A 26,122-nucleotide genomic window follows, 5' to 3' on the forward strand; every position below is an offset into this window, starting at 1 on the left:
CGGATGGGACTGGATAGAGGAAGCGGTCCAGGGTCTACCTTCCCGTCATGCGGCATACTCAGACTGAAACGGTATAAGTGTGTCGCCGAGATCAGGGTCGGTGGCCGTGAAGGGAGCGCCGATGTGCACTCCCGCCGCCATGTTCTCATCAATATTCCGCTGGCCGTTCTCGGTGTCCGAAAATGCTGCTTTCTCATTCACGTTTGTAACGGTGACGGCAACCGGGTAAGTGGTCGTACTTGTACCATCGGCTGCTAGCACGTTCACGTTGTAGACATTGTTCGTGTCTGAGTCTGTCGGAGCTTCGTAGTCAGGTGAAGAGGTGAAACTGAGCTCGCCGGACTGCGCGATGGTGAAGTCGTCCTCGTCGACGCCCGACAGCGACCAGGTAACCGGGTCGGATTCCTGGTCGTCATAGCGGTAGTATTCCACCACAGCGTCGCCACTCTCGGCGTACTCAGTACTTGTGGTACCTGTAACCGTCGGAGGCTCGTTGATGTCCGTGACCATGATGGCTACACCAACTGTGGCGTCCGTCGATGTGGACGTGCTTCCGTCGGCGTCCTTGCCGTCGTGTACCGCTACGACCACGTTGTATGCGGACTTGGTGTCGTAGTCGAGTGCGACTTTCGTTAGGATCTGTCCCGTTAGTGGATTGATGTCGAATGAGTCTGCATCGCTCGCATTGAGGAGGGAGTAGGTGAGCGTGTCACCCTCCGGGTCCGTGGCCGCCACAGGTTTACCCACGGGACTGCCAGTTTGCGTGTTCTCTTCCACGCTCCTCTGACCGTTTTCAGTGTCCGGGAACGCCGGTGGCTCATTCACGTTTGTAACGGTGACGGTGACCGCGTGTGTGGTGGTGCTGGTGCCATCGGCTGCCAGCACGTTCACTTTGTAGATATTGTCTCCACCGTCGTCCGTTGGAGCTTCGAAATCAGGATCAGTGGCAAATTCAAGATCGCCTGACTGCGTGATCGTGAAGTCGTCTTCATCGGCACCCGATAGCGACAACGTGACTTGATCAATTTCCGGATCGGTCGCGGTGTACCTTTCAACCGTGCCTGGATCACTCTCAGCGTACTCAATCGTTGTGGCACCGGTGATAACCGGGGGTTCGTTAATGCCAGTAACCGTGATGGTATCGTCCGTCGTGGTGGTTGCACTGCCGTCGTCGGCCTTGCCGTCATGTACGCTGACGATCACGGTGTACGAGGACTTTGTATCCTCATCCAGTGGGTCCTTCGTCAGAATCTGACCACTTGTCGAGTTGATGTCGAACGACGAGGCATCGGTCCCACCCAGTATGTAGGTGAGTACGGCGTCCACGTCTGGGTCAACAGCTGTTACTGGCAAGCCGATATTCTGACTCGCCTCGGTGTTCTCGACAACGCTCCTCTGACCGTCCTCAGTCGACGGGAACGCGGTAGCCTCGTTAACGTCGGTAACGGTCACCGTCACGTTAGCTCGACGGTGTTGTTGCCATCCGAGGCCTTGACAGTCACGAGATACACGCTGTTTGTGTCCGCATCCGTTGGGGCTTCCCGATCGGGTACGGACTTGCAGGTCAATACGCCATCCGTGATGTCGAAGTCGTCAGCGTCGTCACCCGCGAGGGTCCAAATGGGCGAGACTCCCTCGGGATCGTCGGCCGAGTAAGTTGCCACAGCTCTGCCGGAGTTCTCCGCAACGGAGACGGTGTTCGTGCCCGTCAGCGTCGGAGGTTCGTTGATGTCACTGACCGTGATTGTCACAACTACAGTGTCGTCAATATCCGTGGAGGGGCTGCCGTCCGCCGCCCTGCCATCGTGGACATTTACAGTGATCACATAGGTGTCCTCAACGTCGCTATCGAGGCTGGACACCGCCGTGATCTGTCCGTTGCCGTCGATATTGAACAACGAGGCACCCGTCCCGCTGAGTGAGTAAGTGAGCGTGTCGCCGTCGTCCGGGTCGTCGGCCTCTACAGGCAGCCCGACCTCGGCGTTCAGCCCTGCGTTCTCTTCCACACTGCGGCTGGTGGTTGCTATCGGGAACTCGGGGTCTTCATTGACGTCTGTGACCGTAACGACTACTGGCAGCGTGCCCGTGCTGTTACCGTCGAACGCCTGCACGATTACCCGATAGAGTTCCTGTGTCTCATGGTCCGGCGAGCTGTTGAAGGTCAGGTCTCCGCTAGAGTTGATGTCCATCGCGTCGGCGTTGTCACCCGATAGTGACCACGTGATTCCGTCTCCCTCAGGGTCGACATCATCGTAGCTAGCGACTGTCCCCGAGGTGTTCTCTGCAAACTCAGGCGAATCGTCCCCAGTCACGTCAGGTGTCTCGTTCACGTCTTCAATGAAGACGTTTACCTGCAGCGAACTGGTGCTGTTACCGTCTGACGCTTCGACGATTACAAAGTAGTAGTCAACGTCTTCGTAATCAGGAGGCGTCACAAACTTGAGCACACCGCCAGTAATCGTGAACGAGTCCTTGTCGTCACCTGACAGGCCCCAATGATGTTCTGGCCTTCTGGATCGGTCGCCGTGAACGTCCCGACAGGGTCCCTGCCGTTTTCCAAGTAGTTAAACGTGGACGTCCCAGTCAGCACCGGCGGATCGTTGACCCCTTGGACGTTGATCGTCACGTCTATAGAGTCGTCCGTGTCCGTATCTGAATTGCCGTCTGCGTCCCTGCTGTCACGCACTTCTACGGTGACCTCGTAGGTCTTCTGACCACCATCGAAGTCCAGGGCGTCCTTGGTCTTAATCTGACCCGTCGATGAATCGATGTCGAACGACGACGAATCTGTCCCACTCAGAGAGTAGATCAGCGTATCGCTGGCATCCTGGTCAGTCGCCGTTACTGGGTTACCGACCGGGCGGTCTGCCTGGTCGCCCTCGTCGACGTTTCGAGACGTGCTGGAGCCTTCAGTGAATTCCGGCTTCTCATTAACATTGGTGACCGTTACTGTCACATCCAGCTCACCCTCTACTGAGCCGTCTGAGGCAACCACCGCTACGTTGTACACGTTGTCGGAGTTTGAGTCAGTCGCGTCTTCGTAGTCCGGTGGCGCGCCGAACAGAAGCGTTCCGTTGTTTTCGTGGATGACAAAGTCGTCAGCATCGTCCCCTTGAAGCGACCAAACAATCGTGTCGTTTCCAGGGTTGGTAGCCGAGTACTGGGCCACGTCACCTGTACCGTTTTCGGTGTAATCTATCGAGGACGTCCCGGTAACCACGGGGCCTCTAAAGACGTTGATGGTCACCTTGATGGTGTCATCGTCCTCCGTAGATGTTGTTGTCGTGCCTGTGGGATCCACGCCGTCCCGAATCCCCACTATTACAGAATATGGAGTCTCGGCAAATAGGAGTTTCTTATTGATGGAGAGGAGGCCCGTAGACGCGGAAATTGTGAAGTCAGCTGCGTCGTCCCCTTTTAGTGAATAGATGTGAACGGCATCGTTGTCCGGATTTATGGCCTCAACAGCTGGGTAGATAGGCTGTCCTGCAGGTGTGTCTTCGAGGACCTGTCTGGTGGTGGAATTCTCCCAGAAGAATCGTGGCTCGGGCTCTTGGTCCGTGATGTGGACCGTAAGCGGGAAGTATGCGTACGGGAAACCCCTGCCACTGCCGGAGATGAGCAACTCATAGTCGTTGTTTCCGTCACTGTCTATGGCCTTCTCGTAGTCCGCACCAGGCTCTCTGAACACGAGCTCGAATTCGGCAGTTGTGGAGGAGATGTCTCTTACTTTCTCAAAGGCGAAAAGCCTGTCGTCGGTCTGTGTTCTGTGTATGCCCAGGTTGGCCCATGAGGTCGTTGCGTTTTCGTAGTAGCGCTCGTTGGGGTCTATTGCTTCATAGAGCACGCCAGTGGTGGTGCTGTTCTCCATTGCTTGAATACTGGAATATCCGCTGATTGCGATTGGATCAAACGGGATATCAGGGTAGTTGTACCCATATATCTTCTTGGTAACTGAGTCCACAACGTAAACCCATCTATAGTCGACCCAGACGCCGGCAGGATCATTGTTTCCGAGTCTGCCGAGGCCATTGATTTCCTTACCTAGCACGTTTACCCAGCCCCTGTCTAGGTAGTGACGATCCTCGTATGCGTAGATTTTGTCGTCCTCATCGTCGGCCACAGACATCGAGAAAGAGTTGAAGAAGAGTCCAGTTGGGTTCTCGTTGTCGTCGTGAAGGTCGAAGACTCTTGAAGAAGTGCTACTGTGGACGTAAGGTCCACTGTTTTCCCTACTGTATTGGAACACCTTACCTGCATCACCTCCGTTGACGTCGACAACAAATATGGAGCCTGACACATCATTGAGTGTGTTCTCGTCTATTCCCCTGGGATCAGAATTGGCCGAGTCCAGTGTGAACTCATCAACGGACACGCGCTGGCTGCGATCGGCGTTACTGTAAGCTAAGACCTGGTCGCCAGAGCCGGATCCGTCATTCGCAACCCAGGTCGTGCTTGCGTTACCAACTATTCCCTAGGGGTTTGAAGCCGCTGCAAGACTGTAGGTTTCGACGAAGGTGAGGGCGTGTTCCCTTCGTCCATCCGATCGATCCTGGAGTTTGTATACATAGACCAGACGCGAGGCACTGTCGACTACGTGGAGGAGGTTGTAGATGTGCTGTTCCCCATCTATAACCTCGTTACGGTATTCGCCCCAGAGCCCTGCGGGTGAGGTGGGCTGGGTGCCGGGCAGGTCCCACACCCGATACTCCTGAACCCTGAACGCGCTGGCTGTCCTGGTCAGGTCTTCGCCACCGCCGTTCTTCAGAGTTACGACCAGGATGTAATTTCGAGGAGGGCAGGTAACCGGGATGGTTCCTGTCGCCGTCGCAGTTGTTCCAGAATACGAGCCCAGGGCAGAGTTAACGACATCTTGTGCGCCTTCGCACAGGGGTAACTCAGTTTCGCCAAATGTGACAACATCTACGTCATAGGTGAGGTTCGTTTCGCCGCTTGGCAGGCCGGTAAAGTTGAGCGTGAAATTGAGCGCCTCGTCGTCACGTACCGTGTGACCGGGATCAAACTCGATGTCAATCTTAGGACCAGTCTGCTGCTGAGCATGAGCAGTGTCAGTCGGAATCAGCGAAAGCAGTGGCGGAGCCACCAGGCTGAATAGGAAAGTAGCAACCGCGACTGCAGTTGTCGCTATGACAACTCTAGGATTCACGTGCAACAGATCTCTCCTCTCGCACCTTTAGCAACTGCAAGGCGATAACCGGGTCCCTGCCTCCAACAGCTATGGGGACGGCTCGTGCCTTTCGCCGAACAGTCAATGAAACTCTCTGAGCGCAACTTCCAGCCAGCGCTAGTTTGTACTTCTTTTGGACATTTCAAATATTTCGGACAGTGAAGAAAGCCATTTCCCGTTGTCACATTCGACCGGTACAAAGAGTCGGCAAACTCACACAGCCATCAGACAACTGTAGACCGGCATCTGACATGTCCCTGGACGGATTCGCGTGAAACACGCTCGTCACTGAAGCTCCGTGCCCGATAGACTCGCCAGGCTGCGGCCTCGGCCTTCGAGACCGGCGTAGGTGCCGTCTGAGCGAGACGTGGGTAGCCGCTCGCATTCCGACGTACTGAGTGTCACAATGTCGCCATCGAACGAATTTAGAACTGAACCGGAGGCCAGACAATGACAGGCGCAGATGTCATAGCGAGAATCCTGAAGCAGGAGGGAGTCGACTTCATGGGCGTCATTCCCATGAACACTCTCGAGGAAGCCGGGGCTGTGCACGGCGTCAGACCGATGATATTCAGGCAGGAGCGCGTTGGCGTCAATCTCGCCGACGGTTATAGCCGCGTAACCAACGGTCGCGGAGTGGGAGTCTTTTCCATGCAGGCAGGCCCTGGTGCGGAGAACGCATTCGCAGGTGTCGCGCAGGCGTATGCAGACTCCGTTCCCATTCTTCTGCTGCCGGCGTCAGCGCCACGAGCCAGGGCGGGCGTCCATCCGACGTTCAGTCCAAGTCAGAGCTACTCTGAAGTAACCAAATGGTCCGAGCAGATCAACATGATCGAGAGAATCCCCGAGATGATGCGCCGCGCATTCACGCAGGTGCGCACGGGCCGACCTGGTCCTGTCTTGCTGGAGATCCCCTCTGACGTTCTCCGCGGCAACTACCCGGACGACGTCGCGAACTACTCCCCAGTTACCCCTCGCATGTCTTCGGGGGACCCCGGTGACGTGAAAGAAGCAGCCCGAATGCTACTGTCGGCCAAGCGTCCGGTCATCCAGGCCGGGCAGGGTGTCCTGTATGCCGAAGCATGGGACGAGCTGCGTGAGCTGGCTGAACTCACCCTCACACCGGTCATGACCACCATGGCAGGCAAGAGCGCCTTCCCCGAGGATCATCCGCTTTCGCTTGGCACCAGGAGCGGCACCACGACAGGCCCAGTTGTCCATTTCATCGATAAGGCTGACCTCATCTTTGGAATCGGCTGCAGCTTCACGAGGATCCACTATGGAGCAGACCGTTTCGATTCCAAGATCATCGTCCACTGCACCAACAGTCTCGACGACGTCAACAAGGACTACGATCCCGACCATGCCGTCGTCGGGGATGCCAAGCTCGTGCTCTCGCAACTGATCGAGGAGGTCAAGCTCCAACTTGGCTCTGCCAGCCGGGTGGAGCACAACGGAGTCGCGACAGAGGTCGCGGCTGTCCGCAACGAGTGGATGAAAGACTGGCTCCCATTGCTGACGTCCGACGAGGCTCCGATCAACCCGTATCGCGTAATCTGGGACCTGATGAACACCATCGACCGCAAGAACGCAATCGTCACGCACGACTCAGGAAGTCCGCGTGACGAGTCCATACCTTTCTATGAAACGATCTCGCCAAGAGGCTTCATAGCTTGGGGCAAGTCGACGCAGCTTGGATACAGCCTCGGGCTGGCCATGGGCGCCCGGATGGCCGCGCCGGACAAGCTCGCTGTTCACATCATCGGCGACTACGGCTTCGGAATGGTGGCTCTCGACATCGAGACTTGCGTGCGCGAACGTATTCCGATACTCAGCATCGTCCTCAATAACTCGGCAATGGGCATCTACTCACCGAACAGCTTCCCGACCGCCAACGACCTCTATGGCACCAAGTACACGGGCGGAGACTTCGCAAAGGTCGCGGAGGCGATGGGCAGCTACAACGCCCGCATTGAGAAGCCTGAAGAGATAGTGCCAGCGATCAAGACGGCTACCAAGGTAATCGAAGCAGGGCAGCCAGCCGTGCTCGAGTTCATAACCAAGGAGGAGCAGGCCTTCCCGTTCAGGGGAGCGGTCTGATCTGAGTAACCGGCTTTGGCCGGACCGGGGCACCTGGTCTGCTCAGACGCCGACCTGGTTTAGCACACGACCCGTGCGGGCGTACTCGATGACAACACGGGCCATCTCCTCGGCCACGGCGCGGTGCGCCTGAGTTGTGGCGCCACCAATGTGGTGCGTGCCGATGATCCCTGGAACGGCAAAGAGTGGGCTGTCCACTTCGCCGGTGCCGGCAGCAGGTTCTCCATCGAAGACATCCAGTCCTACGCGAAGTCCCTTCGACTTTACAGCCTCGACAAGGGCATTCTCGTCGACGACCTCTGCTCTCGCGGTGTTGACGAGATACGCGCCAGACTTCATCGCATCCAGGAATGTTGCATCCACCATGCCTTGGGTCTCCGGCGTTAGTGCAACATGGATGCTTACTATGTCGGCATCTCGTGCGACGTCTGCCGGCGATGACCTGTGACCGATGCCGAGTTCGGACGCGAGGGCAGGGGATAGAGACCTGCTCCAGCCTATTACATCCATACCAAATGCCCTAGCGATTGGAATCATCGCGCGTCCCGTGTGACCTGTTCCCAACAGGCCCAGGGTGCTGCCGCTGAGTCCCCTGGCGTCAGAGAAGCCAACCTTGTTCCATCGACCGTCCCGCAGTTCAATAACGCTATGAGCGACGTGCCTGTCCAGTGCGATAATGAGTCCAAACGCGAGCTCCGCCACGGCAGCAGCGTTCTTGCCCGGGCAGTTCGCGACTTTGATACCCAGGTCGGAGGCTGTCTCCACGTCGATCGTGTTGAAACCGGCTCCCGCGCGGACGACCAGTTTGAGTTGACCGGACCTCAGCGTGTCTTCGGTGACCCGTGTACTTCTGACAACCAGGACGTCAGCGGCTGTCGCTGCAACTGCTGATGGAAGGGTCTCGAGGGTCAGGTCCGGATCGGCGATGACCTCAACACCCGCGGTTCGCAAGAGCTCGGGGCCAGGGTCAGCGATCCTATCGGCCAGCAGGGCTCTCATTGCGCCTTCCCTCCTGACTTCCCGTCCCACTCGTTCAAGCCATCGGCTGGAACCCTTGACTCGTCAGCCGGCGGCGCTCTCCTGAGGCGATTCACGGATGAGCATCTCCTGCCTCAGCCATGTTGACCGTCCGTAGTTCTTGGGCTTGCCAATATGGAAGTCCTCTACCGGAGCGAAGTCTCCCGCTCGGAGGGCCTCTAACAGGTCGGCCTCGTTTCTGACATCCCCACGGAACGCGGTAACACCGCGGGCAAGTCCGTCAAGCGAGTGTGCGTCGGAACCGCCCGTGCCCCAGAAACCGTGTATCGCAGCGACTTCCTGAGCAAACCGGTTCTCCACCTCAATGTTACCTCCGTTGACGACCTCTACCTCGTCTACCAGGTCGAACACAGGATGCCTGGAACCTTCCTCCGCTGTCTTTGGAATGCGGTCTGCCTCCTGAAACAGCATGTTCTGAGTGTAGTGGGGCAGATCGAAGAGGAATCGGAAGGGATGGGCGAGGATCATGAACCCGCCGACTTTGTCCACTTCACGACGAAGAGTACGAATCACTTCAATGCTGTCACCGTAGCCGGCGACGTGGCCCTCGAGTCCCATCGTGATCACGTGGCCCAGCGGGGTATATACCTCGAGCGCCCTGACGAGAACGATGTCGTCCACCGTTCGCTCAAATGCCTCGAAGTCATGCTTTGGCCAGCCGTCATGTTCAGTCACCATGATCCCCGTGATGCCGAGCCGCCGGGCGTCGTCGACCATCTCCTGAGGGGTCAAACCACTGTCCGGGCTGCCCTGGTTGGTGTGAACATGAAGGTCAAATAGTGAAGGCAATGGCGTGGCTCACTCCGTGTGGGCTGTAGGCCGTTACAGCCGCTGGCTGGTCGGTCTCAGTTAACAGTCGCCAATTACGTCTACGATTGTCAAATCGTCCTCATACAATCGCCAGTAGGCGCCAGTCATGGGGTCTGTGACTGTCCACTCACGAATTCCCCGCTCGTGATGGTCGTCCGTGCGTGGCGCGCGCATCCATTTTGCCTCGAACCTTGGCCTGTTGGGCAGATAAGCGTCCGCAGCCGCGCAAGTCTCGCGAATGTGGACCTCTACGAAATTTATTGCCTGCTGGCGGGTGTATTTTGGCGTGTAATCCATCGCCGTAGCGGTGCGTCTTTCGTCCGACAGACTGGACTGCTTGTCGGTAAACGGAACTAATCCTCGTGAGCCAATAACGAGAATGGCAATTGCAACTACAGAAACTATTATCCAGTTACGCAAAACACTCTTCCGAGAACAAAAGGCAATTCAGTCACTGTAAGTGGGAGTATAGAGAAAACAGGCGTTGTCCGTCATTCAGCATGACCGGAATACGAACAACAGCAAGCATCAGCGGAAGACGGACCGTCCGAGGCACGAATGTGAAGGCTGTTGAAGAGTTTCACAGGTTGAGCAAACCAGCGAGAACTCTGGATCCTAGATCTGCCGCAGTCTTGGGTCCCAGCGATCGCGCAGCCAGTCGCCTATGAAGTTAAACGACAGCACGGTGAGGAAGATGGCAATTCCCGGGAAGAACGCCACCCACCAGGCTGAACCGAGATACTCACGGCCGTTTGATATGTCGGCTCCCCACGATGGAGTCGGAGGGGGAACACCCGCGCCCAGGAACGACAGAATACTTTCCGAGAGGATTGTGTTGCCTACCTGGAGGGTCGTCGCAACGACAACAGTGTTTGCAACAGCCGGCCATAGATGCTTGAACATTAATCGGGGAGTAGAAGCACCAGCCACTCTCGCCAGTGCGATGTAATCGAAGGAGCGCACCTGTAGTGTCTGCCCTCTAACGAGCCTTGCTATACCTGCCCAGGCGCCTAGCGCGAGCACTATAGCGACAATTCCGAAACTCTGGCCAAGAATGAATACAAGTGCAATCGCAAGAAGAATGAACGGCACTGCACTGAACACGTCCACTATTCTCATAATCACTTCATCGACCCAACCGCCGTAGTATCCAGCAATGAGACCGACTGAAGTGCCAAAGACCGTTCCGATGCTGATCGCAACTGCGGCAAGACTGAGCGACAGACGAGCCCCGTAAATGATCCTGCTAAGCAGATCACGCCCCAACTGGTCGGCGCCGAGGGCGAAGAAGTAGACATCTTGATTGCGACCAAGAGCGATGCCGCTTGTGTTACACGGCTGGAACTTGTTGGAGACTTGACCTTCTTCGCAGGCGGGATACCAGGGTGGTGATGCCAGCACGGCCCTCAGCTGGTCTTTTTCGGGTTCATACGGCGCGACCCACGGAGCAAATAAGGCGCAAATCCCCAGAGTAATTAGGATCAGGAATGGGATCAGCGGCCATCGCCGGAATACGTATAGTGTGCGACCTAGTGTGGATTCCTTGCCCAGTTCTTCAAGGTCAGAGGGCGTCAATTGACGCGTAGTCGTGGTCACAGGAATTCACTCATGAATATCTGATTCTTGGGTCGATGAATGCGTACAAGATGTCGATTAAGAACACGGCGAAGACGTACACAATCGTGAAGACCAGGACAGCAGCTGTCATTAGCGGGAAGTCATTGTTAATGATGGATGTATAGGTCATCAGACCCAGTCCAGGCCAGGCAAATACCGTCTCCGTTACGACAGTGCCTCCAATGAAACCGACGAGGATCAGAGCCGAAAAGGTCAGTGGCGGAATTAGTGCATTCTTGAAAGCGTGCTTCCAGACTACGGAGTTAGCACCCACACCTTTAGCCCTGGCCAGTTTCACAAATTCTGAATCCAGCACCTCCAGCATCGAGGACCGGACCAGACGCATCAGTCCAGCTGATGCCAGCCAGCCAAGGGTTATAGCAGGCATGGGAAAATAGAGCAGGCGTTCGGCGAAGCTGGCAGCGTCGTGCCCTCGTGTCCCAGACGGGAGCCAATCCAGGTTGACGCTGAATATTAGGATCAACATGATCCCCAGCCAGAAGGGAGGTAGCGCTTGCCCAAACACGGCAAATGTGCGACCGATTACGTCCCATATTGTCCCACGCTTGACCGCCGAGAGCATTCCGAGGGGAATCCCTGTGAGAAGAACGAAGAGGGTGGCTGAGAGTCCCAACTGAAGACTGGCAGGTGCGAAGCCTCGTACCATGTCCATTACCGGTTTGCCGGTCTTTAGAGATTCGCCAAAATCACCCTGGAAGAAACCCTTTCCAACCCATATCAGGTACTGGAGTATGATGGGCTTGTCCAGGTGAAAGCGCTTGCCCCACGCTTCCCACTGTTCGGGGGATACGTAACCAACATTCAGCATGACAGCCCTTGGGTCACCTTGAAGGCGCGACAACGCGAACACGATCAGTGTTGCCGCCAAGGTGGCAAGGATCAGGAAGAAAAAGCGTCTTATGATGAACGTTCGCACTGTTAATTCAAAGTCCTGGGCGGGAAGGGTTGGGTTTCAGTCACTTCCCCAACCTGGTTCGGCTGGGGAAGTGACACTTACATGCGTACCGTAACGGAGCCCTGCTACCTCGGGACGACTATGGTCTCGAAGGAGTTAACCAGGTCCCACGGTGCCAGGTCCCAGCGGACAACGGTCTCGGGGTTGAACCCGATCAGTACGGGCACTTCAACTGTCCCGATAGTGAGCACGTTATCGTAGGCCCAGTCAACGATCTTCTCGCGAGAAGCCAGATTCTCAGGGGAACCTTTCTTCTGAACGCGGGTCTCTTCACGGAACGACCACCAGAGGTTGTCCTCCAGGCTGGGGTTCCAACCACCAGCTGGAAGTGGCCACAGGCCGCCGCCAGGAAGCGTTCCGCCGCCGTCAGCGAGCCGGCCCTGCTTGCTTGTTGGGCCCCAGCGGGTCATCCATGGAACGTGCAGGGTTCTACCCAACATTGTGGGTCGCCTCGATGAGTACTGTGTGCTGTCGATCCAGGGCTCAAGCCCAAGATTCTCTTTCCATTGGCCTACGGTGGCTTCGCAAACTTCCAGAGAAGTTCCATTGCCCTGAGAGCAGAAGAACTCGAACTCAAAGCCTTCCGGCACACCTGACTTCGCCAGTTCCTCACGTGCCCTCTCAGGATCGAAGGCATAGTTCCAGCGATCCTTATACTCAGGATGCGACTGGTGCAATGGCAGGCCTGGGAAGGAGCCGCCGTAGACTGCGCCTCCGTAGCCGCCAGTTACTGACGAAGCAATCAACTCGCGGTCGATCGAGTAAGCCAGGGCGGTTCGGAATGCCCTCGCGGTCTCCATGCGAGGAGTGTCGTACGAGAACCGGTCCTCGTCATCGTAGTCAAAGCCGACCGAGTCTGGCGTAAATTCAAAGTCACTGTCGGAAACCGCGGTAAATGAGAAGTTGGGGACATCACAGCCTGCGCCGACAGTGTCCTGGATCGCGGCAGCGCTCCTGTCTATGCCCACGCAGTCCAACCTGGGGTCTCCGATCCATGGGTACTTGTCGGAGGGAAGGAATCCACCGCGAATCACGGGCTGACCTGAGAGGTCCTCGTCGCCCAGCTTCGAGTTCGGTGGGTACTGGAATGCCCAGTTATTGCCGGCAAAGTACATGAAGTTGCCGTTGATGGTGTCCAGTCCCTCGTGGAACTGGAATCCTTCTTGCTCCAGTCTGCCAACGTCCTGGATGGAGGCCATTGCTATGTCAGCTGCCCCTGTCTGGAGCATGGCCGAGCGCTGCTGCGCCTCATTGGCCTGGACAAAGATAAGGTTTTCGAAGGCGGCATTTGCGCGCCAGTGATCTACCCTTGATTCAGCCTCAATCCGCTCTGCTGCGAGCCACTCGTGAACCACGAAGGGGCCGGAGCCATGCGGGACCAGGAAAGTGTCGCCCAGTTCGTCGAACAACTGCCTGGACTGCATCCAAACCGCGTCCTGGCACATGGAGGACGCGTCCTGGAGGCCATCAGCCTGGAATGCCCGAGCCTTGACCTTCGCAGTGTACCTATCCTCTGCCCACCATGGCTGATAATACTCGTATGCCTGCGAGGAATTTGAGTGGGCTGAGTTTGTGTCCTCAGAGCCCGCGTCGTTGAACGACCAGGCAACGTCCTCAGCGGTCAACTCGCCGATTCGCACCAACTCGCCATCAACTGAGCGATAGAAGTCGATTCCCTCACGAATGTGAACCGTCATAATCCCCTGGTTGTCAGGATCAGTGAGGTCTGCTTCGTCGAGCTTCTCGAGCTTCTTCCCGTCCATCGTGATGGTGCCGCCGCTCTTGGATGGGAGTTCCCACTCCCACGAAAGCGCGACCATCGGAGCGTGGCAGGCCTCGCCAGTGTTGACGATTGGATTGCCCTGATTGTCGTAAGTCGGGGCCCAACCCAGCACGGGCTCCTGGAATCCGAAGAATCCATGGAACATGACGTCTGGCCATGTGCCCTTCACATTGCGGAACTGAGGGCTGCCCACGTTGTCGAGCACGACTGTAATTGTCGTGCTTGTGCGCTCAGGCATCATTGTCTGCTGCGCTGCCATTGCCTGCGCGACTGCCGCCGATATGTCCTCTTGGGACACGCCTGGCCTTTCGGACATGGCGTTGCCGATGGCTGCACTGACCTCAGCCTCTGTCAGGCCAGGGGTCTGTTGAGCAAGGGCCTCAGCAATTGCGCTTGCGACGTCGGCCTCAGTCAGACCTTCCTGCTGCGGCTGCTGCGCCATTGCGCTGGCAATGGCGTCTGCCACGTCACCCTGCGTAACGCCGGGCCGGGCCTCGAGCGCGTCTGCGATTGCACTGGCCACATCACTCTGGGTCACCCCGGGCTGAGCGGACATCGTCTCCTGGACGGCCTTGGCCACGTCCGCTGGGGACATCGATTCAGGCTGAGGCTGCGCCTGCAGCGCCTGGTTGATGATCGCCGCAACGTCCACGGTTGGCGCGGGCGCTGGCTGCGCAGGAGTCGTGCTCGGCTCTTCCGAGCTTCCACACGCTAGCGCGAACGCGAGTAGGCCGGCCATCCCTGCAATGACGCCTAGCGCCACACGGGATTTCCTGCCAATAGATAGTCGTTTCATAGCTTACCTCCACCTCGGCTTAGCTACGTGTCTCACTAAAACCGGTCATGACCAAGTTGAAGACACAGGTAATGTGCCGAGCAACATCGGTCAAAAATTCTAGGCGGGATACTCGCACATTGGACGTACCCGTGTCAACCCAATTGACACAAGGCGCCAGTTGCCCGCGGAAGGGTAGAGTACATTACGAGAACGCGAATTCTGTCCCAACGCCTTCTTCCAACGCGCGCAAATACACGTAGTGTGCTGCCGAGATGTCCTGTATGGACAGCCCTACACTCTTGAACAGCGTGACTTCCTCATCGCTTTCCCGGCCAGCTTTTGAACCTGTGATTAGCTCCCCGATCTCGCCATAGATGTCGTCCGGGTTCAACGCACCCTCTTCTATGGGGATCTGAACGTCGCCGGCCTCGGCAAGACAGGCGTCTACCTGGTCGCAAACCAGCTTCGACCTCACTACTGTCGCCGTATCGAGTTCGCGTACTCCGACAGCGTGCGAGCCTATGCCGTTGATGTGCGTGCCTGCCTTCACCCAATCTGCTTCGATAATCGGCGTAGTGGCTGTCGTTGCCAGGGAAAGAATGTCCACGCTCTCCACAAGGTCCCGACCACTGGTAGCTACCTCTATAGAAAGGCCGAGCATTTCAGAGGTCTCATCGGCAAAAGCCTTCTGTGAATCTGGCGGGTCAAGAGAGAACACCAGCGCCTTCTCGAGGTCGGCTCCAGCCGCCATCCCCCACAGCTGTGCTCGAGCCTGAACACCTGCTCCCAATACTCCAGCAACCCTGGCATCCTTTCGAGCAAGGTACTTGGTCGCGAGACCAGTGACTGCGCCGGTTCTCATGGCAGTTATGTAGCCGCCGTCCATGACAGCAAGAGTCTGCCCGGTCTGGCTGTCCATCAATACGATAGTTGCGAGCGTCGCTGGTAGACCGTGTGCAGCCGGATTGTCCTTGTAAACCGTTACGGACTTCACACCCAGCGCGCCCATTGTCTTCAACTGGGCGGGCATAAATGCGTACCAGCCGTTCACATCGCCATCGGCCACCGCTGTCCGTTGTGGCATCACCGCCGACCCCGAAGCCAGCTCTCCGAAAGCCTGCTCCAGAATCTCAATCATCTTGTCCATGTCCAGGAGCCCCTGGATTGTTGTCCTGTCGAGTAGTAAAGCCATTCAAGTGTGCCTCCGTGATTAATGTGCCCATCAGAGCGTATCCAAGAGGACCAGAACCGTCAACGAATACGTATCTTCCAACGCGTTTTAATGATGCTTGGGCCTAATCCACACCGACAATGCCCGTTTTCATCCCTGGTCCAAGACTAGGCGACAGCCAAATTGACACTCCTGAGGGGCATGAGTAAACTCGCTATTGCTTTAGTCTGGGGAGTTATTCTGAAAGGCTGTCACAATGTCCGCCGCCGACCGAGTTGAGTATGCAAATGTACCCGGGGCAGACGAGCTGTTTACCCCGGACTTCCTGGAGTTTATTACAGCTGCCTACGATAAGTTTGCTCCCTCGATAACGGACATTCGGACTAAGCGCAGCGAGATGATCGCCCGGGCAGTAAATGAACGGGTGTTGCCTGACTTTCCACCACGGTCTGAGATCAACTCAGGTGACTGGCAAGTACCTCCCCTGCCAGCGGAATTGACACGGCCAGGCATTGAAATATCTGGGCCAGTCTCAATCACGAACATGGCCATCAACGCTCTAAATCCAGGCGCCGACGGAGAGCGTGCCACCGGCTATCTCGACGATGACGAGGACTCTGCCGGCCACCGACTTGGTGACACCGTTATGGCGGCCATCAACCGTAGAGACGCAACCCTGGGCACTCTCAGCTTCCACAACCCGGCTCGGAACCGGACGTACGAGCTTCAGCCAGGAGAGCTTCCTTTCTTCATGCACCGAGAGCGTGGGACTCACCTCGACGAGCACGAATTCAAGGTCGACGGAAACCCGATCCCAGCTACGATTCTCGGTCTCGGGTTGACAATGGCTCACGGCGGCAAGGCGCAGGTGGAAAGAGGCCAGGGTCTCTATTTCTATCTGCCTAAGGTTGAAGTGATCGAAGAGGCCCGCTTCTACCGGGAATTCTTCGACTATGGACGAGAGAAACTAGGTTACCCAGACGATGCTGAGATTAGGGGAATTTTTCTGGTCGAATCACTGCCTGCCGTCTACATCATGGATGAGTTGCTCTGGGAGCTAGGCCCCTATGCGGCAGGCCTCAATGCCGCCCGCTGGGACTTCAAGGCGTCTGTGTTAGAGTACATCATGGCTGACCCCGACCAGGTGTGGCCTGACAGATTCGGCGTAGACATAAAGACCACCGAGTTCATGACAAACGTCTTTAGGCGACTCGTGGCGGTCTGCCTGCGACGAGGGGCAGCTCCTATCGGAGGCATGGCAACTGCACTGCCTTCAAGGGAGGAAGAGGTCAACGAAGTAGCTGGTGCCTCTATCCGGGCAGACAAGGAGTGGGAGGCTCAGCAGGGGTTTATTCGCGGCTGGGTAGCCCACATCTTCCATATGAAGACGGCTGCAGATCCTTTCAAGGAAGTACGCAATTCAGGCTGGGAACCCTCACCTGATATGCACGAGCCTGCTAACTTCCCTGTCAACATCACCGTCCCTGATGGTCCTATCACAACGGAGGGTTCACGCAGAAACGCACGAATGCTAATCGAATACGTGGAAGGGTGGCTGCAGGGACGCGGCGCAAAGGGCATCGACAGCCTTGAGGGACAGCCCGGCATACACCCCGCTCTCATGGAAGATCTTGCGACAGGTCGCATCTCTGTGGCTCAGACTGCCCAGCGAATTATCCACGGTGCCAAGGACGAGAACACCAGGCAGGTCCAGGACTTCGCCCTTATCAAGCAGCTTCTTCAGGAAGAACTTGAGGACATATCAGAGCGTAGAACTGCCGAGTCCCCGACTGACCCTGCATCTCAAGACGCTCTTGCCGAGATGCTCGATCGCTACCAGAAGGCTTATAAGGTCGCACTGAAATGGATCAAGAACTACACGGAGTATGACTTCCGGTCACTCGGCTCGTACACTCAGGCCGACCTGGAGACTATTGCCGAGGGAGACGACGCCTTCTAAGGCTGCCGCACCTTACGCAACGGACTTGGCCTGCAATGCTGGGCCTACCTCTGACATGAGCGTTTCGAGGTGCTCATCGTAGTCGAAAACGGGGTTGAGCATCAGCATTTCCGCGCCTGCATCGACCACTTCCTGTAGTCCTTCGACGCACTCTTCCACGCTTCCCCAGACCGAAACCTCAGCACCCGTCTCAGCTCTCCCGTACCAAGAGCCGAACCACTCTGTCAGACGTTGCCTCGCACGATCGGAATCGTCATCTACCGCGATGTATACGCGCTTGGAAATGGGGAACTCAGCAGGATCGCGCTGGCGTCTCTCTAACGCCTCTCTGATGGTGCGAACGTGGTCTATGAACTGCGCAGTCGAAGTCGACCCGGCTCCCATGAATCCGTCAGCCAGTCGAACCGCGCGATTGAGCCCTGATGGGTGTCTTCCACCGAACCAGAGGGGCGGATGGGGCTTCTGGACCGGCTTCGGGCTCATGGGCACACCATCCAACTGCCAGAGGTCACCTTTGAACTCGGCCCTCTCTTGAGTCCACAGTGCTTTCATTACGCCGATTGACTCGGTGAAGTGTCGAACGCGCCGCTCGGACGGTCCGCCAAAGAGAGGATAGGTCCAGGGACGACCTCCGAGGGCAGTTCCAACAATGAGCCTCCCTTGACTGAGGACATCAACTGTGCTGAGTTGCTTCGCAAGCAGGGTAGGGTTGCGGGTCGTGGCAATCACGACTGCCGAACCAAGCTTGATTCGCTCTGTTACTGCGGCCAGATAGGTGAGATATGTCACTGGCTCCGGTGTAGGCGTCGAGCCAATCAGCTGCTCCACGACCCACAGGCTGTGATAGCCGAGTTCCTCGGCGCGTGTGGCGTATCGTTGGATCAGATCGAGGTCGACCTCGCCATCTGGGAAGGTCTGAGGAGCAGCGATCCCAAGTGGCACTTCCAGCGAATCGCTGCGAGGAGTATCGGAGTTACTTGCCATCAGTCGGCCCTCTCTCGCCTCGAGGTCAAATTTATGGTTGCCGCCATATAACCGCCCCCGAAGCCGTTGTCGATGTTCACAACCGCTATTCCCGGGGCACAGCTGTTCAACATGGTGAGCAGGGGCGCGAGCCCGTCAAAGTTGGCTCCGTAACCCACACTTGTTGGTACTGCGATGACAGGTATGTCCACCAGGCCGCTAACCACGGATGGTAGGGCACCCTCCATGCCTGCAACCACAACGAGCGCACGACACTTACGTATTCTCGGGAGATGGTCAAGTAGGCGATGAATGCCTGAAACACCAACGTCAGTGATTCGCTCCACATCGCACCCGATCAGCTCTGCAGTTATCGCCGCTTCAGTGGCTACGGGAAGGTCGGATGTCCCAGCGCACAGGACCGCAACACCTGGGACGCCAGTTGTGTCAGCCCTGCGATCAACCACGATGCACCTGGCCATGGGATCGTACTTTGCATCTTGGACTTTCTGGACCGTGGCCTCGTATGCCTCTGGTGCCGCCCTGGTAACGAGCAGTCTGTCCGAACGGGAAAGTACGGCGGCTGAAATCTCGGCTATATGTTCAGGTGTCTTCCCCTGCCCGAACACCACTTCCGGGAAGCCCTGCCGTATTGCACGGTGGTGGTCAACCTTTGCGAAGTCGAGGTCCTGGTACGGAAGGTCTCGCATCTGAGAGACTACCTCGTCCACGTTCAGGTCGCCCTTCTTCAGCGCCTCCAGCACGGCCCGCAATCGAGTCTCTTCGATGGGTAAACCTCCAACACGACTGAGTCTACAAAGTCAGTGGGAGTATACAAGTGGACTCAGAGCCCGGTAAAGCAGCGACCCCCTTCCACTTTCATGAGCAGAAGGGGGTCATTGGAGGGGGATGTCGAGTTGCTGGTCAGCTCGCACGGGGTTGTTCCATCTCCTCGAGAAGCCTTGCCATCACGGAATCCACAAGGTCGGTGACCGCGTCTCCGGGGGCGTCCTTGTACCATCCGCACTGAAGGCAACGAATGTAGTCGCCGTCCCAGTCCCGCTCGTTTGTCACGCCGCCGCCGCACCTTTCGCACCCGCGAAGTTGCAGCCTGACCTGTGGAAACCTCTCGCCTCCCTCTGCGACGTTGTCGGCGTTGCCGGCGCCAACTCCGAGCTTGCTGGCCGCGAAAATGCCCTCTCCTCTGATTATCCTTGAGTTCTCACTACTCTCTATTCTCAACATGATGTGTTCCTTCCAAATCCACATTGAATATTGACTTCGCATACAACTCTAAGTGAGGTGTGGAAATGGCACATCGCCAGACTTCATGATTCACAGGTATACGTATGGCCTATTCTCGCCTCAGACGGACTATGTATATGGTTTAGTACTAAAGTATGAGGCGTTTCTTCCTGTATCGCTTTTCGCGATGATTACCTGCATGGTCCTGCTGTATAATGCCAGCCGCCAGATGAAGACCTTTCACTTGTTCAACATCACTTACGCAACAAAGTGGCACTAGACCGCCTGCGCCGCCGACGAAGTGGCGAGGGTCGAGGGCCTGAACGTCCCATCCGACCGTGGTCGGCATTTGCATTTCGGGACTACCGTATTCTGTGGATTTCGTCCGTTTGCGGCTTGATGACAATGCAGATGCGGATGCTGGCCACTGGCGTATGGCTCTACGACGTTACGGGCTCTGGACTGCAACTCGGTCTTCTTGGTGTCGTGCAGCTCGCTGTGCAGCTCCCGGCGATCCTTTACGGCGGCGCATTAGCGGACAGATGGGACCGCAAGAAACTGATCGCCGTCGCGCAGTCTTTCACCTTCGTGTTTATGGCCCTGGTCGCGGTGCTCGCCGCCACTGACAGGCTCGCGCCGTGGCACATATATGCTGTAACCGCAGTTCTGGGTGTCTCGAGCGTCCTCGGTGGACCAGCTCGCTCGGCCATAACGGCTAACATTGTCCCGAGATCTCATCTCATGCACGCCGTAACATCCAACCAGGCGACATTTCAGATCGGTGCAATTGCTGCCCCGCTCGCCTTTGCACTGGTGGTGCAGACCCTTGATGCCACAGCCGCCTTTGTCGTTTCGGCCCTGTTTGCACTCCCGGCATCTCTGATGCCCCTGATGATCAGGACGCAGGTGGCGCCGGTTGAGTCAGGGGGAAGTGACGAATCGGTCCTCAGACGTATCTGGGAGGGTGCCGTGTACGTCATGCGGCACCCAATACTTCCTGGCCTCTACCTGCTTGACATCGGGGTTACTGTCGTTAGCTTCTACAGGCAGATTCTGCCGCTCATCGTGGACAGGATGTTCAAGGCGGGCCCAGGGGCAGTTGGGGTAATGACTGCGGCTAATTCGTTGGGAGGAGTTGTAGGTACGTTCGCGGTGCTGTTTCTGGCGAATTTCAGAGCGAAAGGCATGCTGGTTCTCTATGCCACCCTGGTGTACGCGATCCTCATAATTGCATTTGGCTTTTCCACGTCGCTGTGGCTGGGAACGCTGCTGATCGCCGGCCTTGGCGCGACAGACGCGATTGGCATGACTACGCGCCAGACCACAGTGCAGCTTACGACCCCGGACCATATGCGAGGACGCGCGGTGAGCGCTCACTCAGTCAGTGCAATGACTGCCAACAATCTTGGGACGTTCGAAGTCGGCTTCATGTCAGAGCAGATAGGAGCTGACCGCACGATGATTCTCGGAGGGGCGATCTCCGTCGTAGTGGTTATCCTGGTCTGGTGGCTCGTAAAAGGGATCCGCGAGTACCGCTATCCTTGATGCAGGTACTCGCCAGACTTTAGTGCGGCCTCGATGGCCTGAACCAGGGCTCTCGCAGACTCGGCTGTTAGCTCGACCGGAATGCGGGCATCTAGTCCGAGACCTTCATTCACAAAGTCGATATTGAGGGTATGGTCGTCCTGCGAATGGAAGGGGTGGTCGTAGTACACCCTAGCATCGGTCAGCTTGAACCAGCCGCGCTGACCCTTGCCGCTGCCGTCAATCTTTGCCTGTTCAGTTACATATGTACACATCTGATGTTCTCCTCAGTTTGCCGCTGAGACAGTTTCCCCGGGATTATACGATACCTTTGAGAATTCTGGAGCGAACCGGCAGACCTGACCGAACTCTCGCACAAGAACTGACGCTACATCACTCACGTGGGCGGTTTCTACTGTTTCCTGACTGATAGAAGTCACGTGGGCGAGAGGCATGCCGCAGGGTACAATGTGTTTGAAGTAACTCAGGTCTGTCGACACGTTTAACGCAAACCCATGAGTAGTAACGCGACGCGCTACTTTCACTCCGATTGCGGCAATCTTCTTGCCGTCCACCCACACACCAGTAGGATGTCCTTCCGACGTTCCTGAGATTCCAAACTGGTCGAGTGTGCCTGAGATTGTTCTCTCCAGCGCCCTGACGTACTTCAGGGGTCCGCCACCCCAGCGTCTGAGGTCAATGATCGGGTAGCCGACCAGTTGGCCTGGCCCATGGTACGTCACCTCGCCACCCCTGTCTGTGTGATACACGTCTATCCCGAGCCGGTCGAGCTCCGCCTGGTCGATCAGGATGTCGTCAATAAGGCCGCGCCTGCCAAGTGTGAATGTGTGAGGGTGTTCCAGAAGAATCAGCGTGTCTGGCGTTCGTCCCTCGACAACCTGCGAGTGCACATGTTGTTGGAGGTCCAATGCCTCTTTGTACGGCATTAGCCCCAACTCGATCACTTCCAAAGGGGGTGCAGAGGGGGTAGTCATGCCAACGAGAAATCGCCGGAATCAGTAGACGCCCGAATCAGGGCCGATGGACTCCAGCCGGTTCTTCACGGAGTTGATGAATGCGCTGGCCTCCGCGCCGTCCATGATCCTGTGGTCGAAACTCATGCACAGGTTCATCATCGATCGGATTGCGATTCCGTCTCCCACGACAACCGGGCGTTTTACTATTGCCTCAGTTGTCAGGATAGCCGCCTGAGGGAAATTCACCAGAGGCTGACTCAACACTGACCCAAGGACTCCAGTGTTGTTCAACGTGAACGTTCCGCCCTGAACGTCTTCCAACCTGAGCTGTCCCCTCCGCGCACGAGTCGTTAGGTCGTCAATCTTACGGGCGAGGCCTGCAATGCTCATCGTGTCCGCATCGTGAACTACCGGCACAACCAGGCCGTCTGGGGCTGCGGCGGCAATGCCGATATTGATGCGTCGTTTGTACAGTATTGCGTCTCCGTCCCAGGACGAATTGAGCAGTGGGTTCTCCTTGAGCGACTCCGCTACTGCCTTCATGACAAAGGGCAGGTAGGTTATGTTGATACCTTCTCGCTCCCGGAAGCCATCTCGAAGTGCCTGTCTTCGAGATATCAGGCCGCTTACATCTACCTCGACGAGCGTCCACGCCTGTGGTATTTCAGTTGCGCTCCGTACCATGTTTTCAGCGATCATTCGACGGACGGGAGATAGAGGGACTCTCTCCTCATCTCCGTCTGACAGGCTCGTAAGCGGGCTGGGAGTTTGCTCAGTTGACGCGACCGCAGAAGCTGATTGCTCGATGAATCCGCGAACGTCCTTGAGGGTGACTCGTCCACCGAGTCCGGTGCCTTCGATCTGGGCAAGGTCGACTCCACGTTCTTCCGCCAGACGCAGGACCGCGGGCGAATATCGCCTCCGCTTGACCGGCCTGTCCGGTTTGCTGGTGTCACCGGTGGTGATTGGACCGCCTGAGCCCGTTGGCCCCACTGGCGTGACGTCCTTGAGAAGTGTTCCGATCCTGTCTGGGGCTGGTCGAGCGGCGTCTGCGGTCTCTTCAGCCTGTGACATCGGAGAGTTCTCGACCCGGGTCTCCCCAGCTACTTCCATCTCTGCGATCGGCGCACCCATGGGGACAGTGTCGCCTTCTGATACGAGCACCGCAGTCAGTGTTCCAGTAACAGGAGATGGCATCTCCATGTTCACCTTGTCAGTGACCACTTCTACGAGGGGATCGTAACGTTCAACTCTGTCGCCGATGGACTTGAGCCACTTTCCGATCACACCCTCGGTTACGGACTCTCCGACCTGTGGCAGTTCGATAATCATTTGTAAGAAACTCTCGCCTAGAATGCCGCGAGTCGACGGATCGCATCCGCGATCTTTTCGGTATTGAGCATGAATTCGGCCTCGAGAGTGGGAGCGAATGGCATGGCTGGAACCTCGGGCCCGGCCAGGCGGGTAACGGGACCGTCAAGGTACTCAAAAGCATCTTCCGAGATTATGCCAGCCACCTCCGCGCCTATTCCGCCTGCCTTCGTATCCTCGTGAACTATAAGCGCCTTCCCGGTCTTCATGACCGACTCAAGTACCGTCTGACTATCGATAGGCCTCACGGTTCGGAGGTCAACGACCTCCACGCTTGTGCCTTCTGAGGCGACCTTTCGCGCCGCCTCGAGGCAGTGGTGGACCATGAGACCATACGTGACTATGGTCAGGTCCTCACCGGCCATTTTCACGTCTGCTACCCCGATAGGGACAGTGTAGTCGTCATCGGGAACTTCGCCCCGTACCAGTCTGTAGGTCCGCTTGTGCTCCAGAAAGACCACGGGGTCATTGTCCCTGATCGCGCTCTTCAGCAGCCCCTTGGCATCGTAAGGAGTGGCGGGAGTTACAACTTTTAGGCCGGGCGTATGCGCGAAATACGCTTCTGCACTCTGTGAATGATAGAGTGCTCCGCGCACCCCGCCGCCCTGTGGCGCTCGCATCACCATAGGAACGCTGACTCTTCCATTGGTCCCGTAGCGTACACGGGCCGCCTCGCCAACGATCTGATTGAATGTTGGCCAGATGAAGTCGGCAAATTCAATCTCTGCGATCGGCCTCATCCCGTTCATCGCGGCGCCCAGAGCAATTGCGGCGATTGACGATTCCGCGAGTGGCGTGTCGAGGACTCGTGCTTCTCCAAACTCCTCCACGAAGCCCTCAGTCGCAAGGAAGACGCCGCCCCTGGCACCGATGTCCTCGCCCATGACGAACACGCTGTCATCACGGCGCATCTCTTCGCGCATGGCCTCGCGCACGGCTTCTATGACACTTAACTCAGCTATTGGGCGCTCCCTTCATCTTGCAGCAGTAAAATGGCCTTTTGCATTCCGTGAGGTATTACTATGACGCATAGACGTGCTCACCGAAGTCATCCACCTCGGGGTAAGGCGCAGCTTCAACCGCGTCCGTGGCCCCGTTGACAATTCTGCGAGCCTCGGCCCTGACCTCACTGTCGAGGTCATCGGCCAGGACGCCGATCTCGCGCAACTGCGCTGAGAGCACTACTAGGGGATCGCGCTTCCTTGCTTCTTCGATCTCGGCGGATGCCCTGTACCTTGAATCGTCGTCATCGGAAGTGTGGGGTAGGTATCTCTCGACGTGCGCCTCGATGAGGCTTGGACCCTGTCCTGACCGCGCACGCCTGGCAGCCTGCGATGTCGCCTCGAACACGGCGACGATGTCGCAGCCGTCCACTTCTATTCCGGGCATCCCGTATCCTTCGGCGCGTGACGCGATACTGTCCACTGCCATCTGCTTTGAAAGCGGCACGGAGATCGCGTATTTGTTGTTCTCACAGAAGAAAATGACGGGCAACTTGTGCACAGCCGCAAAGTTCATGGCCTCGTGGCAGTCTCCAACGCTCGATGCGCCATCTCCGAAGTACGTGATAACGACCTTGTCTTCACCCCGCATTTTTATCGATAGTGCCGCGCCGACAGCCTGCGGTATCTGAGTACCAACGACGTTGGAGAGGTTAACCAAGCCCAATTCAGGATATGCCCCGTGAGTTGGAAACTGCCTGGCGCCGCTGAGTGGCTCGCCTGCCTTGGCAAGAAAGCCGGACATAATTTCAATGGGAGTCATCCCGAGCGTCAGCATGACGGCGAGGTCGCGATAGTATATGTAGAACTGATCATTGCCAGGCTGTAACGCTCTGACGCTGCCGATCTGTCCCGCCTCGTGCCCCTGTGACGAGGCGACTATGGCGGCCTTGCCCTGTCGGTTCAGCATCCAGATGCGCTCGTCCAGCGTTCGGACTAGTACCATCTGCCGGTACATTTCCAGCAGATCTTCATCGGCAAGCAGTCCCAATGGTGAAGCTGTGTCTCGAAATGTCTTCGCGTCGACGTTTGCCACTCGTTCATCTCCGGCGACTTCGATGGGGCCCATTATAACCCACATGTCCTGTCATGATATCGCCTATTTCCCGTTGAGAAGACCCCGGAATCTTTTGCCGCCACTCGCCACGTAATGTAAGATGAAGGTAGTGTGCATGAACAGACATCCTTGTTTGACGCACTTACATACCCTTGGAGAGGTGAATGGGCTCGCGTCGGCTTAGAAATAGTTTCATCTATCTACTGATCACGGTGGCGATCGTTGCGATCGTTGTGAACCTGCTTTCTGGCGCTGTAGGAGGCGACCAGGAGATGCGATGACCGCTCGAGGTAATATCGACACGATAGAGGTGAAAGGCGACAGCCTGACGATTCTCACCACTTCCGGTGAGACCCTGATATCCCGCAAGGAGAGCGGGTCGTCGATAGTTGAGATCCTCCAGCGTGGTGGTGTGGACCTTACGACATCGAATGTCGAGATCATCTCGAGGGGACAGAGTGGACTTTCGTCGTTGCTGGGAGTGCTGTTCAACTTCCTGCCGCTGATCTTCTTTGGAGCGGTCCTCCTGTTCATGATGCGCAGCGCACAGGGGAACTCTAACC

General features: G+C 56.9%; 23 protein-coding genes. 4 read left to right on the forward strand and 19 right to left on the reverse strand.

Annotated elements, in window-relative coordinates; all coding sequences use genetic code 11:
* Nucleotides 1–45 precede the first annotated feature (45 nt).
* The 4 genes from J4G14_07240 to J4G14_07255 form a co-directional block, all read right to left on the reverse strand.
* On the reverse strand, nt 46–1,458 hold the full coding sequence (locus J4G14_07240) for a cadherin repeat domain-containing protein (protein MCE2457594.1): 1,413 nt from the start codon (nt 1,456–1,458) through the stop codon (nt 46–48).
* On the reverse strand, nt 1,455–2,435 hold the full coding sequence (locus J4G14_07245) for a cadherin repeat domain-containing protein (protein MCE2457595.1): 981 nt from the start codon (nt 2,433–2,435) through the stop codon (nt 1,455–1,457). Before J4G14_07245 ends, J4G14_07240 begins: the two co-directional genes overlap by 4 nt.
* Nucleotides 2,432–4,375 (reverse strand): cadherin repeat domain-containing protein, encoded by a 1,944-nt coding sequence (locus J4G14_07250; GenBank protein ID MCE2457596.1) that lies wholly within the window; start codon nt 4,373–4,375, stop codon nt 2,432–2,434. Before J4G14_07250 ends, J4G14_07245 begins: the two co-directional genes overlap by 4 nt.
* Nucleotides 4,376–4,474: 99 nt before the next feature.
* Complete coding sequence (locus J4G14_07255; GenBank protein MCE2457597.1) at nt 4,475–5,173, reverse strand: hypothetical protein; 699 nt, start codon at nt 5,171–5,173, stop codon at nt 4,475–4,477.
* A 465-nt stretch (nt 5,174–5,638) separates the two neighbouring features.
* Between J4G14_07255 and J4G14_07260 the strand changes: the two genes are divergently transcribed.
* A complete protein-coding gene (locus tag J4G14_07260) occupies nt 5,639–7,288 on the forward strand; it encodes a thiamine pyrophosphate-requiring protein (GenBank protein MCE2457598.1) in 1,650 nt (549 codons plus the stop codon).
* Between the two features lie 42 nt (nt 7,289–7,330).
* Here J4G14_07260 and J4G14_07265 read toward each other — a convergent pair whose 3' ends face one another.
* From J4G14_07265 to J4G14_07295, 7 genes are all read right to left on the reverse strand, one after another.
* Nucleotides 7,331–8,287 carry a hydroxyacid dehydrogenase gene (locus J4G14_07265; protein MCE2457599.1) on the reverse strand — a complete coding sequence of 319 codons (957 nt, stop codon included), beginning with the start codon at nt 8,285–8,287 and terminating at the stop codon, nt 7,331–7,333.
* Between the two features lie 63 nt (nt 8,288–8,350).
* Nucleotides 8,351–9,115 (reverse strand): PHP domain-containing protein, encoded by a 765-nt coding sequence (locus tag J4G14_07270; protein ID MCE2457600.1) that lies wholly within the window; start codon nt 9,113–9,115, stop codon nt 8,351–8,353.
* Nucleotides 9,116–9,175: 60 nt separating this feature from the next.
* The gene (locus J4G14_07275) at nt 9,176–9,556 is read right to left on the reverse strand and encodes a hypothetical protein (GenBank protein ID MCE2457601.1); all 381 of its coding nucleotides are present in this window, start codon (nt 9,554–9,556) and stop codon (nt 9,176–9,178) included.
* 195 nt (nt 9,557–9,751) lie between these two features.
* Nucleotides 9,752–10,633, reverse strand: a complete 882-nt coding sequence (locus J4G14_07280) for an ABC transporter permease (protein ID MCE2457602.1) — start codon at nt 10,631–10,633, stop codon at nt 9,752–9,754.
* A gap of 109 nt (nt 10,634–10,742) precedes the next feature.
* A complete protein-coding gene (locus J4G14_07285) occupies nt 10,743–11,690 on the reverse strand; it encodes an ABC transporter permease (GenBank protein MCE2457603.1) in 948 nt (315 codons plus the stop codon).
* Between the two features lie 104 nt (nt 11,691–11,794).
* Nucleotides 11,795–14,308, reverse strand: a complete 2,514-nt coding sequence (locus J4G14_07290; GenBank protein ID MCE2457604.1) for a hypothetical protein — start codon at nt 14,306–14,308, stop codon at nt 11,795–11,797.
* A gap of 184 nt (nt 14,309–14,492) precedes the next feature.
* Nucleotides 14,493–15,482 (reverse strand): ornithine cyclodeaminase family protein, encoded by a 990-nt coding sequence (locus J4G14_07295; GenBank protein ID MCE2457605.1) that lies wholly within the window; start codon nt 15,480–15,482, stop codon nt 14,493–14,495.
* A 235-nt stretch (nt 15,483–15,717) separates the two neighbouring features.
* On the opposite strand from J4G14_07295, the gene J4G14_07300 reads away from it, so the two are divergent.
* Nucleotides 15,718–17,421: a hypothetical protein gene (locus J4G14_07300; GenBank protein MCE2457606.1), complete on the forward strand. Its 1,704-nt coding sequence runs from the start codon at nt 15,718–15,720 to the stop codon at nt 17,419–17,421.
* A 12-nt stretch (nt 17,422–17,433) separates the two neighbouring features.
* Here the strand turns inward: J4G14_07300 and J4G14_07305 are convergent, their stop codons facing one another.
* The 3 genes from J4G14_07305 to J4G14_07315 all read right to left on the reverse strand — a co-directional run bounded on the left by J4G14_07305 (nt 17,434) and on the right by J4G14_07315 (nt 19,629).
* Entirely contained in the window at nt 17,434–18,405 is a 972-nt protein-coding gene (locus tag J4G14_07305; GenBank protein ID MCE2457607.1) for an LLM class flavin-dependent oxidoreductase, read from the reverse strand.
* On the reverse strand, nt 18,405–19,094 hold the full coding sequence (gene larB, locus J4G14_07310) for a nickel pincer cofactor biosynthesis protein LarB (GenBank protein MCE2457608.1): 690 nt from the start codon (nt 19,092–19,094) through the stop codon (nt 18,405–18,407). Before larB ends, J4G14_07305 begins: the two co-directional genes overlap by 1 nt.
* Before the next feature lie 214 nt (nt 19,095–19,308).
* On the reverse strand, nt 19,309–19,629 hold the full coding sequence (locus tag J4G14_07315) for a hypothetical protein (protein ID MCE2457609.1): 321 nt from the start codon (nt 19,627–19,629) through the stop codon (nt 19,309–19,311).
* A gap of 270 nt (nt 19,630–19,899) precedes the next feature.
* Between J4G14_07315 and J4G14_07320 the strand changes: the two genes are divergently transcribed.
* Nucleotides 19,900–21,174 (forward strand): MFS transporter, encoded by a 1,275-nt coding sequence (locus J4G14_07320; GenBank protein ID MCE2457610.1) that lies wholly within the window; start codon nt 19,900–19,902, stop codon nt 21,172–21,174.
* On the opposite strand, the gene J4G14_07325 is transcribed toward J4G14_07320, so the two are convergent.
* The 5 genes from J4G14_07325 to J4G14_07345 form a co-directional block, all read right to left on the reverse strand.
* Nucleotides 21,165–21,428, reverse strand: coding sequence for a hypothetical protein (locus J4G14_07325; GenBank protein ID MCE2457611.1), 264 nt, complete (start codon nt 21,426–21,428; stop codon nt 21,165–21,167). The genes J4G14_07320 and J4G14_07325 overlap by 10 nt on opposite strands.
* Before the next feature lie 12 nt (nt 21,429–21,440).
* Complete coding sequence (gene lipB, locus J4G14_07330) at nt 21,441–22,100, reverse strand: lipoyl(octanoyl) transferase LipB (GenBank protein MCE2457612.1); 660 nt, start codon at nt 22,098–22,100, stop codon at nt 21,441–21,443.
* A 69-nt stretch (nt 22,101–22,169) separates the two neighbouring features.
* Nucleotides 22,170–23,462, reverse strand: a complete 1,293-nt coding sequence (locus tag J4G14_07335; protein MCE2457613.1) for a 2-oxo acid dehydrogenase subunit E2 — start codon at nt 23,460–23,462, stop codon at nt 22,170–22,172.
* A 17-nt stretch (nt 23,463–23,479) separates the two neighbouring features.
* On the reverse strand, nt 23,480–24,463 hold the full coding sequence (locus J4G14_07340) for an alpha-ketoacid dehydrogenase subunit beta (GenBank protein MCE2457614.1): 984 nt from the start codon (nt 24,461–24,463) through the stop codon (nt 23,480–23,482).
* 58 nt (nt 24,464–24,521) lie between these two features.
* Nucleotides 24,522–25,571 carry a thiamine pyrophosphate-dependent dehydrogenase E1 component subunit alpha gene (locus J4G14_07345; protein MCE2457615.1) on the reverse strand — a complete coding sequence of 350 codons (1,050 nt, stop codon included), beginning with the start codon at nt 25,569–25,571 and terminating at the stop codon, nt 24,522–24,524.
* A gap of 265 nt (nt 25,572–25,836) precedes the next feature.
* Here J4G14_07345 and J4G14_07350 point away from each other — a divergent pair.
* Nucleotides 25,837–26,122 (forward strand): cell division protein FtsH (locus tag J4G14_07350; GenBank protein ID MCE2457616.1); only part of this gene is annotated, 286 nt, incomplete at its 3' end.

Source organism: Dehalococcoidia bacterium, assembly GCA_021295915.1.
Classification (GTDB): Bacteria; Chloroflexota; Dehalococcoidia; order Lucifugimonadales; family UBA1123; genus VXRN01.

What these genes read in the sequence shown, in the direction of transcription:
- lipB (MCE2457612.1), bottom strand. Translation starts at nt 22,100, where the DNA reads ATGCCGTACAAAGAGGCATTGGACCTCCAACAACATGTGCACTCGCAG.
- J4G14_07295 (MCE2457605.1), bottom strand. Translation starts at nt 15,482, where the DNA reads ATGGCTTTACTACTCGACAGGACAACAATCCAGGGGCTCCTGGACATG.
- J4G14_07290 (MCE2457604.1), bottom strand. Translation starts at nt 14,308, where the DNA reads ATGAAACGACTATCTATTGGCAGGAAATCCCGTGTGGCGCTAGGCGTC.
- J4G14_07260 (MCE2457598.1), top strand. Translation starts at nt 5,639, where the DNA reads ATGACAGGCGCAGATGTCATAGCGAGAATCCTGAAGCAGGAGGGAGTC.
- J4G14_07345 (MCE2457615.1), bottom strand. Translation starts at nt 25,571, where the DNA reads ATGGGCCCCATCGAAGTCGCCGGAGATGAACGAGTGGCAAACGTCGAC.
- J4G14_07335 (MCE2457613.1), bottom strand. Translation starts at nt 23,462, where the DNA reads ATGATTATCGAACTGCCACAGGTCGGAGAGTCCGTAACCGAGGGTGTG.
- J4G14_07300 (MCE2457606.1), top strand. Translation starts at nt 15,718, where the DNA reads ATGTCCGCCGCCGACCGAGTTGAGTATGCAAATGTACCCGGGGCAGAC.
- J4G14_07265 (MCE2457599.1), bottom strand. Translation starts at nt 8,287, where the DNA reads ATGAGAGCCCTGCTGGCCGATAGGATCGCTGACCCTGGCCCCGAGCTC.
- J4G14_07325 (MCE2457611.1), bottom strand. Translation starts at nt 21,428, where the DNA reads ATGTGTACATATGTAACTGAACAGGCAAAGATTGACGGCAGCGGCAAG.
- larB (MCE2457608.1), bottom strand. Translation starts at nt 19,094, where the DNA reads ATGCGAGACCTTCCGTACCAGGACCTCGACTTCGCAAAGGTTGACCAC.
- J4G14_07305 (MCE2457607.1), bottom strand. Translation starts at nt 18,405, where the DNA reads ATGGCAAGTAACTCCGATACTCCTCGCAGCGATTCGCTGGAAGTGCCA.
- J4G14_07315 (MCE2457609.1), bottom strand. Translation starts at nt 19,629, where the DNA reads ATGTTGAGAATAGAGAGTAGTGAGAACTCAAGGATAATCAGAGGAGAG.